This window comes from Acidipropionibacterium jensenii, from assembly GCF_005890135.1.
In the GTDB taxonomy this organism is placed as follows: domain Bacteria; phylum Actinomycetota; class Actinomycetes; order Propionibacteriales; family Propionibacteriaceae; genus Acidipropionibacterium; species Acidipropionibacterium jensenii.
This window is the reverse complement of record NZ_CP040635.1, coordinates 1,839,913-1,852,127: the sequence shown is the minus strand read 5'-3', so window position 1 is coordinate 1,852,127 and position 12,215 is coordinate 1,839,913. Positions and strand designations below refer to the sequence as shown.

Annotated in this window: 11 protein-coding genes and 1 pseudogene; 8 read left to right on the top strand and 4 right to left on the bottom strand. The window is 71.0% G+C overall.

Translation table 11 applies throughout. From position 1 onward, the window contains the following. Positions 1 to 19: 19 nt before the first annotated feature. Together FEZ32_RS08215 and coaA are read left to right on the top strand one after the other, a co-directional pair. The gene (locus tag FEZ32_RS08215) at positions 20 to 844 is read left to right on the top strand and encodes a methyltransferase domain-containing protein (RefSeq protein ID WP_138680386.1); all 825 of its coding nucleotides are present in this window, start codon (positions 20 to 22) and stop codon (positions 842 to 844) included. Between the two features lie 198 nt (positions 845 to 1,042). Further along, complete coding sequence (gene coaA / locus FEZ32_RS08210) at positions 1,043 to 2,026, top strand: type I pantothenate kinase (protein WP_028702574.1); 984 nt, start codon at positions 1,043 to 1,045, stop codon at positions 2,024 to 2,026. Positions 2,027 to 2,039: 13 nt separating this feature from the next. Here coaA and FEZ32_RS08205 read toward each other — a convergent pair whose 3' ends face one another. From FEZ32_RS08205 to rplM, 4 genes are all read right to left on the bottom strand, one after another. Continuing rightward, the gene (locus FEZ32_RS08205) at positions 2,040 to 2,864 is read right to left on the bottom strand and encodes a hypothetical protein (protein ID WP_138680385.1); all 825 of its coding nucleotides are present in this window, start codon (positions 2,862 to 2,864) and stop codon (positions 2,040 to 2,042) included. A gap of 95 nt (positions 2,865 to 2,959) precedes the next feature. Next, a complete protein-coding gene (gene glmM, locus FEZ32_RS08200) occupies positions 2,960 to 4,312 on the bottom strand; it encodes a phosphoglucosamine mutase (RefSeq protein WP_028702575.1) in 1,353 nt (450 codons plus the stop codon). Positions 4,313 to 4,522: 210 nt separating this feature from the next. Then, on the bottom strand, positions 4,523 to 5,047 hold the full coding sequence (gene rpsI / locus FEZ32_RS08195) for a 30S ribosomal protein S9 (RefSeq protein ID WP_036981043.1): 525 nt from the start codon (positions 5,045 to 5,047) through the stop codon (positions 4,523 to 4,525). Between the two features lie 22 nt (positions 5,048 to 5,069). Beyond that, entirely contained in the window at positions 5,070 to 5,522 is a 453-nt protein-coding gene (gene rplM / locus FEZ32_RS08190; protein WP_028702577.1) for a 50S ribosomal protein L13, read from the bottom strand. A gap of 263 nt (positions 5,523 to 5,785) precedes the next feature. On the opposite strand from rplM, the gene trmB reads away from it, so the two are divergent. From trmB to FEZ32_RS08165, 6 genes and pseudogenes are all read left to right on the top strand, one after another. After that, a complete protein-coding gene (trmB, locus tag FEZ32_RS08185) occupies positions 5,786 to 6,682 on the top strand; it encodes a tRNA (guanosine(46)-N7)-methyltransferase TrmB (protein ID WP_138680384.1) in 897 nt (298 codons plus the stop codon). Next, positions 6,679 to 7,602 carry a tRNA pseudouridine(38-40) synthase TruA gene (gene truA, locus FEZ32_RS08180; protein WP_138680383.1) on the top strand — a complete coding sequence of 308 codons (924 nt, stop codon included), beginning with the start codon at positions 6,679 to 6,681 and terminating at the stop codon, positions 7,600 to 7,602. Before trmB ends, truA begins: the two co-directional genes overlap by 4 nt. After that, positions 7,602 to 8,192, top strand: a complete 591-nt coding sequence (locus FEZ32_RS08175; RefSeq protein ID WP_028702578.1) for a class I SAM-dependent methyltransferase — start codon at positions 7,602 to 7,604, stop codon at positions 8,190 to 8,192. Before truA ends, FEZ32_RS08175 begins: the two co-directional genes overlap by 1 nt. Positions 8,193 to 8,638: 446 nt before the next feature. Further along, a complete protein-coding gene (locus tag FEZ32_RS13950; RefSeq protein WP_244937827.1) occupies positions 8,639 to 9,352 on the top strand; it encodes a hypothetical protein in 714 nt (237 codons plus the stop codon). Between the two features lie 4 nt (positions 9,353 to 9,356). Further along, positions 9,357 to 10,535 (top strand): CbiQ family ECF transporter T component, encoded by a 1,179-nt coding sequence (locus FEZ32_RS08170; RefSeq protein ID WP_244937826.1) that lies wholly within the window; start codon positions 9,357 to 9,359, stop codon positions 10,533 to 10,535. Then, positions 10,532 to 12,175: pseudogene (locus tag FEZ32_RS08165) on the top strand (ABC transporter ATP-binding protein); the annotation flags it as partial. The gene FEZ32_RS08170 and the pseudogene FEZ32_RS08165, both read left to right, overlap by 4 nt. Positions 12,176 to 12,215 lie beyond the last annotated feature (40 nt).

Below are 12,215 nucleotides of genomic sequence, written 5' to 3'. Positions count from 1 at the left end.
TCAACTATCGTCCTGTGATGTGAGAACTGCGTCTCAGACCCCGAGTCACGAGCACTCGGACAGGTACACCCACGGCTACGAGCGGCCGGTGCTGGCCGCCCATGCCACCCGCACCGCACAGACCTCGGCCGGGTACCTGTTGCCGCACCTGCGCCCCGGAATGAGTCTGCTCGACGTCGGCTGCGGCCCGGCATCCATCACCCTGGATCTGGCGCAGAGACTGCGCCCGGGCAGAGTCCTCGGGGTGGACACCTCCGCTCAGGCCCTGGCCGCCGCCCGGGCCGAGGCGGCGCGCCGCGGGGACTCGACCACCTCCTTCGAGCAGGCCGACGCCTACTCGCTGCCCTGCGCCGACGGGTCCTTCGACGTCGTGCACGCCCACCAGGTGCTCCAGCACCTGGCCGACCCGGTGGCGGCCCTGCGCGAGATGGCGCGAGTGGCCGGCTCACTGGTGGCGGTACGCGACGTGGAGTACCGGACCATGAGCTTCTTCCCGGATCTGCCGGGGCTCCAGATGTGGCTGGACGCCTACCGCCAGATCGCCCGGGCCAATGATGCCGAGCCCGACGCCGGGCGGTACCTCAAGGCCTGGGCGCACGCCGCCGGGCTGGCCGATACGACCGTCACGGTCTCCGCGTGGTGCTACGCCGATCCGGACTCGGTGCACTGGTGGTCGCACTCCCAGGCCGAGCGGGTGCACGGCCAGGCCTTCACCAGCGAGGCCATCGAGGCCGGCCGGAGCGCCGCCGAGGTCGAGGAGATGGTCCAGGCCTGGATCGACTGGGGAGACAGCCCGGACGCCTACTTCACCATGACGCACACCGAGCTGCTCGCCAGGGTCTGATCCCGCGCCGCCTCGCCGGACCGGCCGTCGTCACTGCGACTGCGCGGCCGCCCCGGTGCACAGCCGGGGCCGGATTGGGTATCGTCTCGGTGTCACTGCACGAGTCGCACCGGCGGGGACGATCGGGACGACGCAGCGCATTCGGCCGCGCCCTGTCCTCCTCACCGCGGCCGGATCGACGACACACCCGAGGTACCCATGGATCTCACCCCGACACCGCCCGTCGACGACGACAACACCGAGGTCGGCCCCTTCATCGAACTCAGCCGCCGGGCCTTCGCCGACCTGGCGCAGCGGACCGACATCCACATCGATGACGAGACACTGGTCGACATCCGCGGCCTCGGGGACCCCACCAGCCAGCGCGACGTGGTGGAGGTCTACCGGCCCCTCACCCAGTTGATCCACCTGTACTGCATGCACACCGGTGCCCTCTTCGAGGCCTCCAACGCCTTCCTGAGACTGGACCACCACGAGATGACGCGCACCCCCTTCGTCATCGGGATCGCCGGCAGCCCGGCGGTCGGCAAGTCCACCGTCGCCAGACTGCTCAAGGAGCTGCTGGCCCGCTCCCCGCGCCGGCCCAAGGTCGATCTCATCACCACCGACGGATTCCTGTACCCCAACGAGAAGCTCACCGAGCTGGGACTGTTCGACCGCAAGGGGTTCCCGGAGTCCTACGACCGCAAGGCGCTGCTCAAGTTCGTGGTGGACGTGAAGTCGGGGATGCCCGAGGTGCGCGCCCCGATGTACTCCCACATCAACTACGACATCCTCCCCCACGAGCAGATCGTCGTCCGTCACCCCGACATCCTCATCGTCGAGGGTCTCAACGTGCTCCAGCCGCCGCGGTCGCGCACCAACGGCACGATGGGCCTGGCACTGAGCGACTTCTTCGACTTCTCGATCTATGTCGACGCCGACGAGTCCGACATCATCGACTGGTACACCAGCCGCTTCCTGGCGCTGCGCGAGACGGCCTTCACCGATCCCCAGTCCTACTTCACGGCATTCGCCGATCTCAGCGACCAGCAGGCCGTCCAGGTGGCCCTGGAGATCTGGAAGAAGGTCAACAGCCCGAACCTGCGACACAATGTGCTGCCGACCCGCGGCAGGGCCACCGTGATCCTGCGCAAGGGCCGCGACCACGAGGTGCGCAGCGTCTGGATCCGCAAGGTCTGAGGCCCCGGGAGCCTCAGAACGGGAGGACGGTCGGCGCCAGCACCGGGACCTCGGGCAGTCTGTGCGTGACCGTCGCCCTCGCCCGGTCGTCGACCGGCCCGACCAGCAGATGACGGTGGTCGGGAGCGGCCACCAGAATCTGCCCGGTCGTCCCCGGTGCGAACCGGGTGGCGAGCTCGGCGGGCAGCAGCGCCCAGGAGGCGGTCAACCAGGAGGGGGAGGACACCTCCACGACGCCATCGGCGATCTGCGCGACCTCGGCGGGAGTCGCCGCCAGATCGGCGGTCAGGTTCGCCCGTCCGGCCGCGAAGGCGGCATCCAGGTCGACGACCTGAGAGAGGGCCGCGTCATTGAGCAGGTCCAGTGACTCCTCGCCGTCCCAGGCCAGGGCCACCACGACGTCGGTTTTCCCGGCCCCTCCCTCATCGGCCATGCCGGACCCTGTGCGGCCGCCGTCGGGGACCACCGAGGACAGTGCCCGGGCGCGGCGGAAGGAGCGGCCCATCCGTTCCCGGTCGGGCAGCAGCCGCCACACGACGTGCCGGCCGATCGTGGCGTCCGACAGCTGGCGTGCGCCGTCGGCCAGCGCGCGAACCATCCGCTTGACGACCTCGTCGACCAGGAAGGGCCAGCTCCGCGGGTCCTGATCGGCGCACTCGCGAGCCACCGGCTCCAGGGTGAACTCCCCCAGCGTGGACTCGACCCGCGCGCCGTCCACGGTCGCGCTGATCCCGAGAGCCTGAAGGGACTGCCGGGCCAGTGCGCGGATCCGGTCGGCGGAGGCGGCGTCCAGCTCGGGAAGGTCGGGGTCGGGACGCCGGCGTCTGAACAGGGCCATCAGACGACCCTGTCAGACCGCGTGAGCCTGAAGACGGCCCCCCGAACGGGAGGCCGCACGCGGAGTCACCGCCCGCAGAGTCACCGCCCGCAGAGTCACTTGGCGAGCCGCTGCTTCACGGTCGCCGCCAGAGACTTGCAGATCTTGTCGGCCTGCTCCTGGGTGGCGGCCTCGACCATCACGCGGACCAGCGGCTCGGTGCCCGAGGGGCGCAGCACCACGCGACCGGTCTCACCGAGCTCGTGGTTGGCGTCGGAGACGGCGCGGCTCACCTCCGGATCCATCCCGGCGCGCAGCTTGTCGACCCCGCTGACGTTGATGAGGGCCTGCGGCAGCCGGGTCATCGCGCTGGCCAGTTCCTTGAGGGACTTGCCGGTGCGGGCCACCCTGGCGGCCAGGTGCAGGCCGGTGAGGACGCCGTCACCGGTGGTGGCGAACTCGCTCATGATGACGTGACCGGACTGCTCCCCGCCCAGCGAGAACCCGTTGGCGTTCATCGACTCCAGCACGTACCGGTCCCCGACCTTGGTGCGGTCGACGTGGATGTCGTGCTCCTTCATCGCCAGGGTGAGGCCCAGGTTGCTCATGATCGTGGCGACCACGGTGTTGGAGGCCAGCCGGTGGTCCTCCTGGAGCCCCAGGGCCAGGATCGCCAGGATGTGGTCCCCGTCGATCAGGTTGCCCTCGTTGTCGACCGCCAGGCAGCGGTCGGCGTCACCGTCGAATGCCAGACCCAGATCGGCGCCGACCTCGACCACCTTGGCCTGCAGCTTCTCCGGGTGGGTCGAGCCGCAGCCGTCATTGATGTTGATGCCGTCGGGAGAGGCATGGATCGCGGTGACCTCGGCGCCCTGGGCGGCGAAGGCGGTCGGGCCGGTCTTGTAGGAGGCGCCGTTGGCGCAGTCCAGCACGATCTTCAGCCCTGCCAGGGTGTTGTCCTGACGGAGGCTGGACACCAGGTGGTTGATGTAGGTGTTCACCGCATCGCCCGAGTAGCGGATCCGCCCCACCTGCTCGCCGATCGGACGGCTCCAGGGCTCCTTCATCCGGGCCTCGATGGCGTCCTCCAGCTCATCGGCGAGCTTGACGCCGCCGCGCTGGAAGAACTTGATGCCGTTGTCGGGCATCGGGTTGTGGGAGGCCGACAGCATCACGCCGAGATCGGTGCGGAACTCGCCGACCAGATAGGCCGCGGCCGGGGTGGGGATGACGCCCACCCGCATCACGTCGACGCCCGCGCTGGCCAGACCGGCGCACACCGCGGCCTCGAGAAACTCTCCCGAGGCACGGGGGTCGCGGGCCACCAGCGCAGTGGGCTGGCGGTGCCCGAAGGCGCCCGCCTCCCCCAGCACATGGGCCGCCGCCACAGACAGGTCGAGGGCCAACTCGGCGGTGAGGTCCTTGTTCGCCACACCGCGCACACCATCAGTTCCGAAAAGTCTTGCCACGGGAGAACACTCTATGTCATGAGCACCGGAAATGAGCGTTCCGGTGACATCCGACACCCCGCGGGATCCGCCCGGACCGCTGCCGGGCGGGTCCGACAACGGGCGATGACGCCACTGGGGCGGCCTCCCGAGGGAGACCGCCCCAGTGATCTGGAGCAGCAGGGCCGCCGACCCCGGCCGAGCCGGGTCGACGTCTGCTGTCCTGCCGGATCAGCGCTTGCTGTACTGAGGAGCCTTGCGGGCCTTCTTGAGGCCGGCCTTCTTACGCTCCTTGATTCGGGCGTCGCGGGTCAGCATGCCGGCCTTCTTGAGGGCGGCACGGGAGGCCTCGGCGTCCACGGCGTTGAGCGCGCGGGCGATCCCCAGGCGCAGCGCGCCGGCCTGGCCGGTCACCCCGCCACCGGTGATCCGCACGACGACGTCGTAGGAGCCCTCGACACCGGCGGTGGTGAAGGGGTCGGTGACGATCTGCTGGTGCACCTTGTTGGGGAAGTACTCCTCAAGGGTGCGGCCGTTGATCTTCCACTGGCCCGACCCCGGGAAGATCCGGACGCGGGCGATGGCCTCCTTGCGGCGGCCGGTGGCCTGTCCGGGGGCGACGACGGCGGGGCGGACGGCCTCGCCGGCGGCGACGGCCGGATTGGAGTCGGTACGGAAGGCGATCTCGCGGTCGCCCTCGGTGAACGGAGTGACCTCGGACTCGAGGTTCTCTTCGTGATGTGCGGTTTCAGTCACTGTCAGAATCCTTGGCTAACGATCACTGGGCGATCTGGGCGATCTTGGTGATCTTGTACGGCTGCGGCTTCTGCGCAGCATGAGGGTGCTCCGGTCCTGCGTAGACCTTGAGCTTGTTCATCTGCTGACGCGAGAGCTTGTTCTTCGGCATCATTCCCCACACGGCGCGCTCGACGGCGCGACGCGGGTTGGTGGCAAGCAGCTCGCCGATGGTGGTGGTGCGCAGGCCACCCGGGCGACCGGAGTGGTCGTGACGCAGCTCGGTGGTCGCCTTCTTGCCGGTGATGGCGATCTTGGACGCGTTGACCACGACGACGAAGTCGCCGGTGTCGATGTGGGGGGCGTACTGCGGCTTGTGCTTTCCGCGCAGCAGGGTCGCGGTGGTGGTCGCCAGACGACCCAGGACGATGTCCTCGGCGTCAATGACGTACCAGTTCCGCGTGACCTCGCCGGCCTTGGGGCTGTAGGTGGTCACAGGTACCTTCTCGACTCAGTCCCCCGAACAGCTCGGGGGATCTCAAACTCGCTACCCACGCCCGGATGGCGCAGGCATCTTGTGCAAAAGTGACTCCCGGGCCTGGCTTCCTCGACGGCGTCGGACGTGGACGCCGGAGATCCGGCCACCGCATCGCGACATCGACGTGTCGGACAGCGAAGGAGCCGCGGCGGCTCACTTCCGTTTGCTCGAGGGCAACAAAGGCACCATACACCGGGCCCGCCCCCGATGACCAACCGGACATGGAGGGTCCGGGGCCCGACGGGTTACCATCGGCGACCGTGACCGATCAGCCCACACCCTCCCACCGACCGGGACCCGCCGATGCGACGCCCGGCCCTGCGGCCGACCGTTCGGCCGGCGCCCACCGCAGCGGCGACCGGTTCCGTCGCGGGGTGGTCTCCTTCGTGCGCCGCTCCCCCCGGATGAACACCTCCCAGGAGCACGCGATGGCCCGGCTCTCCGACCGCTACCTGGTCGAGGTGCCCCACGACACCACGACCACCTCGGTGGCACCCGGATCCCATCTCGACCTGACGACGATCTTCGGACGCCGGGCACCGTTGACGGTGGAGATCGGCTCGGGATCGGGGGATGTGCTGGCGGCGGTCGCCCACTCCCATCCCGACCGCGACTTCATCGGTTTCGAGGTCTACCTGCCGTCGGTGGCCTCATCTCTCACCAACCTCGAGCGGGCCGGGGCCGACAACGTCCGGATCATCGTCGCCGATGCCGCCGCCGGCCTCGAGCATCTCATCGGTCCTTCTGAACTGGACGAGTTGTGGACCTTCTTCGCCGATCCCTGGCACAAGAAGCGCCACCACAAGCGCCGGATCGTCAATCCCGACATGGCCCGGCTCGCCGCCTCCCGGCTGCGCCCGGGAGCGGTCTGGAGACTGGCCACCGACTGGGACGACTACGCCTGGTGGATGCTCGACGTGCTGGCCGCCGAGCCGGGGCTGGAACCGGTCGACGCCGGCCTCGACGGATTCTCCCCCCGGTGGTCCGAGCGTCCGATCACCCGCTACGAGCGCAAGGGCAGGACCGCCGGCCGGGCGGTTCGCGATCTCACCTGGCGCAGCCTCGGCGCCTCGGCGCAGGACTCCCGGCAGACTCCCGGGGAAGCCGTGCACCGATGACCGGTCCCCACACCCGCGGCCGGACCCGCCGGTGGCGCCTGGACCTCGGCTATGACGGGACCGACTTCTCCGGGTGGGCCCGCCAGCCCGACCGGCGCACCGTCCAGGGAGAGCTGGAGAGCTGGCTCCCCCGGGTGCTGAGGAGCCCCGACCCGATCCCGCTCACCGTGGCGGGACGCACCGACGCCGGGGTCCATGCCCGCGGGCAGGTCGCCCACATCGACCTGCCGGCCGACCTCGATCCGAGGCCCGACCTGGTGCGCCGACTCTCCCGGGTGCTGGATCCCGACATTGTGGTGCACCGGGTCACCCCGGTGCCCGACTCCTTCGACGCCCGCTTCTCGGCCCTGTGGCGCCGCTACGTCTACCGGCTGTGGGACGCCGACTCCGATCCCGACCCGCTGGCCCGCCGGCAGGTGGTCGCGGTCCGTGAGCACCTGGACCTCGACCGTCTCAACACCGCCGGCAGCTCCCTGCTGGGGCTGCGCGACTTCGCCCCCTTCTGCAAGCGCCGCGAGGGCGCCACCACGATCCGCACCCTCACCGACTGCCGGGCCCGACGTCTCGACGACGACTGCGCGACGATCTGCCTGACGGTCCGCGCCGACGCCTTCTGCCACTCGATGGTCCGCTCCCTGGTCGGGGCGCTCACCGCGGTGGCCTCCGGGCGAAGGGATCAGGACTGGCTCGACGAGGTCGCCGCTGCCACCGGCCGGGCCTCCAGCGTCCTCGTGATGCCCGCCGCCGGCCTCACCCTCGAGGAGGTCGGCTACCCGCCGGCCGATCAGCTCGCGGCCCGCGCCCGCCAGGCCAGGGCGGTGCGGGTCGCCCCTCCCGAGCGCTCTGGCAGCATGGATCCCGCCGGACCCCACCCCGACCCCCGGGGCACCGGCGACTGCGGTTGCGACCAGGAGGGCTGATGAGCCACTACTTCGAGACGCCGACCGGCCCGGTCTCCACCCGCCGCATCACCGTGCGGATCTGGGGCCGCGAGCACACCTTCACCACCGCCGGCGGGGTGTTCTCCGGGTCGCGGCTGGACCTGGGCACCTCGGTGCTGTTCCGCTCGGTCCCTGCACCCTCCGGCCCGGGGACATTCCTTGACCTGGGCTGCGGCTACGGCCCGATCAGCTGCGCCCTGGCGCTGGCCTGCCCCGACTCGCGGGTCGTCGGGGTCGACGTCAACGATCTGGCCGTCGACCTCACCGCCCGCAACGCCCTGGATCTGGGGGTGGCCGATCGGGTCCGGGCCTGTCGTCCCGAGCAGGTTCCCGCCGACCTCCGGTTCGACGAGATCTGGTCGAACCCACCGATCCGGGTCGGCAAGGAGATCCTCCACGAGATGCTCCTGCACTGGCTGGACCGGCTCGGCCCGGACGGCGTCGCCCATCTGGTGGTGGGCAGGAACCTGGGGGCGGACTCACTGGCCCGATGGCTGGAGGCCAACCACTGGCAGGTCGCCAGGGTCGCCTCGGCCAAGGGCTACCGGGTCCTCGACGTCACCCGCTGAGCCGAACCTCCCACCCGAGCTGGATCCGGGGCGCAGCGACGAGCCCGTCGACAGATTCCCCTCGGGCGCACCGCGGCGGGCCCGGAAGCCTTGAGAGGACCCGGGGCCGACATCGACACTTCCGCCGGGGCCGGTCACAGGCCTAGGATGCTGCTCGTTCCCGAGGGAGGAATCCGGTGCGAATCCGGAGCTGACCCGCAACCGTGACGCCCAGTCGGGCGGAGCCGGAGTGTCCCCCGTCGGCCACCGCGTGACAGGCGTCGACAGACGTCATCATCGCCGCGGCCGTGGAACAAGACCCGTCGGGGCCCCGCCGCAGATCGGACATCCGGTCGACGGTCCGGTCACCGAGTTCCGTCGAGGTCGCGGATGGGTCCGTGAGGTGCCCGGACCCTGCGTCCACGACACGAGACGGACCGTTCCCGGCCCATCACGAAAGGCATCTCGTGACATATTCCCGTACCGTCCGGACCCCTCAGGGACACCGGACCGGTCATCGTCTGCTCGCCGCCCTGGTGGCGCTGCTCGCCGGTCTGGGGGTCCTGGGGATCGCCCCGGCCGCCCTCGCCGCCCCCGTTCCGCAGGGTTCGCCGGCCCGGGCGCTGCCCGCCGCCACCCCTCAGGACTGCCTGTCCGCCGGGAAGGTGTGGGTCTACGTCACCTACTCCGACGGCTCGGTGCTGGCCAACCGGTGCGTCTCCGAGCACGCCACCGGTGAGACCGCGCTCAAGGCCGCCGGGGTGGCGGTCAACAAGGACTCCAAGGGGCTCATCTGCGCGCTGAACGAGCACCCCAGCCCCTGCCCCACCAGCTTCAACGGTCAGTACTGGAACTACTACTCCTCCACCGACGGCAAGAAGTTCAGCTACTACCAGACCGCCGCGAACGCCTCCAAGCCGAAGCCGGGGTCCATCGAGGCCTGGTGCTACAACAAGAAGACCGAGAAGTCCTGCACCCCGCCCACCCTGTCGCTGACCGCTGATGTGCCCGAGGCCTCCGCCGCCGGCACCCCGGCCGCCGCGAACAGCGCCGCCGCCAGCCCCGCACCGGCCTCCTCGTCGAGCGCCAGGACCGGAACCGTGTGGGAGATCGTGGCCGTCGTCGCGATCATCGTCATCGGTGCGGTCGCCTTCGTCGTGGTCCGTCGCCGCAGGCACTGACCCGGTGGCACGTCTGCTGGAACGCCCGGTCGACGCCGTCGTGGGACCCGACGACGGCGTCTCCGACGCGTCCCCGGGCGTCCCGACACATCCGTGGGCGTGGTGGGCCTGGGCGCTGGGCACCGGGGCGGCGGTCAGCATCACCACCAACCCGCTGCTGGTCACCCTGCTGGTGGCCGCCCTGGTTCTGGTGGTGGCCGCCCGACGCACCGACGACCCGTGGGCCCGTTCCGCCCGGGTGTACATCACCCTGGGCCTCGGCGTCATCGCCATCCGGATGGTCTTCCAGATCCTGCTGGGATCCGACTCCACCGGGACGGTGCTGTTCACCCTGCCCCGCCTCCCGCTGCCGACCTGGGCCGCCGGGGTGTCGGTGGGCGGGCCGGTGACCGCCGAGGGGCTGGTCGGCACCGGCTACGACGCCCTGCGGCTGGCCGTGATGCTGGGCTGCTTCGGCGCCGCGAACACCCTGGCCAATCCCCGTCGGACCCTCAAGTCGGTGCCCGCCGCCCTGCACGACATGTCGGTGGCGGTGGTCATTGCACTGTCGGTGTTCCCCCAGCTCATCGCATCGGTGGCCCGGATCCGGCGCGCCCGGCGGCTGCGCGGAGACACCACCGGACGTCGCCACGCGCTGCGCACCATCGCGGTGCCGGTACTGGAGGACGCCGTCGAGGGATCGATGAGCCTGGCCCGGGCGATGGAGTCGCGCGGCTTCGGCCGCACCCGCGACAACCGCCGGGTGCCCCCCGGCACCACAGCGCTGCTCATCGTCTCGATGGGACTGCTCACCGTCGGCTGTTTCCTGGTGCTGTCCAACCCGCAGTGGACCGTCCTGCCCCGGCTCGACGGCCAGGGGGTCGGCGCCCTGCTGGTGCTGGCCGGGATCGCCGGTGGAGTCGCCGGACTGCGGTCGGCCGGACGCCGGCTGCGGGTCACCCGGTACCGACCCGACCGGTGGACCCGACGATCGGTGGCCGTCGCCGCCTGCGGACCGCTGGCGGCCGGGATGGTGGCCCTGCTGGGACGCCTCTCCCCGCTGGCGCTCAACCCGCCGACCAGCCCGCTGGCCTGGCCGCAACTTGATCCGCTGATGCTGCTGGCGGCCGTGATCGTCGCCTCGCCGATCCTGCTCAGTCAGGCTCCGGCACCCACCCACACTCCCCCGGAGGATCTGCCGTGACCTGCGCCATCCGTCTCGACGACGTCTCGGTGACCCTGCCGGACGCCGCCGGCCCCGTTCTGGACCACCTCGACCTCACCGTCGAGGAGGGTGATCTGGCGCTGGTGGTGGGTCGGACCGGCACGGGCAAGTCGACCCTGCTGGGGACCCTCAACGGTCTGGTGCCCCACTTCACCGGCGGCCGGCTGACCGGCACCGTCACGGTGGCCGGCCGAGACACCCGTGACAACCGGCCCCGCGACCTGGCCGACGTCATCGGGGTGGTCGGCCAGAACCCGCTGGCCGGATTCGTCACCGATACCGTGGAGGACGAGATCGCCTACGGGATGGAGCAGTTCGGGATCTCGCCGTCGATCATGCGCAAGAGGGTCGAGGAGACCCTCGACCTGCTCGACATCGCCGACCTGCGCTCGCGCGCCCTGCTGGACCTGTCCGGGGGCCAGCAGCAGCGGGTCGCGATCGCCTCGGTGCTGGCCGCCCAGCCGCGCATCCTGGTCCTCGACGAACCGACCAGTGCGCTGGATCCCAATGCCGCCCAGGACGTCCTCGCCTCGATCACCACCCTGGTTCAGGACGTCGGGCTGACGGTGGTGCTCGCCGAGCACCGGCTGGAACGGGTGATGCATGCCGCCGACACCGTCATCTGGCTGCCCGGGGACGGCTCGGCGGTCCAGGGAGAACCCTCCCAGGTGCTCAGAGTCTCCGACGTCACTCCCCCGCTGGCCGACCTGGCCCGGGTGATGGGCTGGCCCGACGTGCCCACCTCGGTGCGCCAGGCCCGACGCCGCGTCCAGGACGCCGGGATCCGGCTGTCGACCCGCACCGCCGCCGAGCCGACCGAGGCGATCAGCTGGCCCGACGACCCGGACGCCGATGTGCTGCGGCTCACCGACCTCACGGTGAGCTACGGCGGCCTGCGAGCGGTGGACTCGGTGACCCTCGGACTGCAGCCTGGCACCGTCACCGCCCTGATGGGGCGCAACGGGGCCGGCAAGTCCTCGCTGATGTGGGCCGTCCAGGGAGCCACCCGCAGTTCCGGTGAGGTCCGGGTGCGCGAGTCGGGCCCCGGCGACGAGTCCTGGGCCGACCCGCGCACCGTGAGCGCCTCCCGGGCCCGCGAACTGGTCTGTCTGGTGCCCCAGTCGGCGGCCGATCTGCTCTACCTGCCCAGCGTCGGCGCCGAGTGCCGCCAGGCCGACCGCGAGTCCAGGGTGCCGGACGGAACCACCGTCGCCATCCTGTCGCGGCTCGGCGTCGAGTTGCCGGCCGACCGGGATCCCCACGACCTGTCGGAGGGCCAGCGACTCGCCCTGGTGCTGGCCATCCAGCTCGCCGCCAGCCCCCGGGTCATCCTCCTGGACGAACCCACCCGGGGGCTCGACTACGCCATGAAGGCCAAGCTGTCGGGGATCGTCGCGGCGCTGGCCGACCCGGACGGGGCGGGCAGCGGCGCGGCGGTGCTCATCAGCACCCACGACGTCGAGTTCGCCGCCGCCTGCACCCAGCGGACCATCGTGATGGCGGCCGGCCAGGTCGTCGCCGACGGCACCACCCGCACCGTCTGCACCTCCTCCCCGGCCTTCTCCCCGCAGATGGCGAAGGTCTTCCACCCCGCCGACCTGCTCACCCCCGCCGAGGTCGCCGAGGCGCTGGCCGACAGCAGGCAGCGGCCCGGGGTCC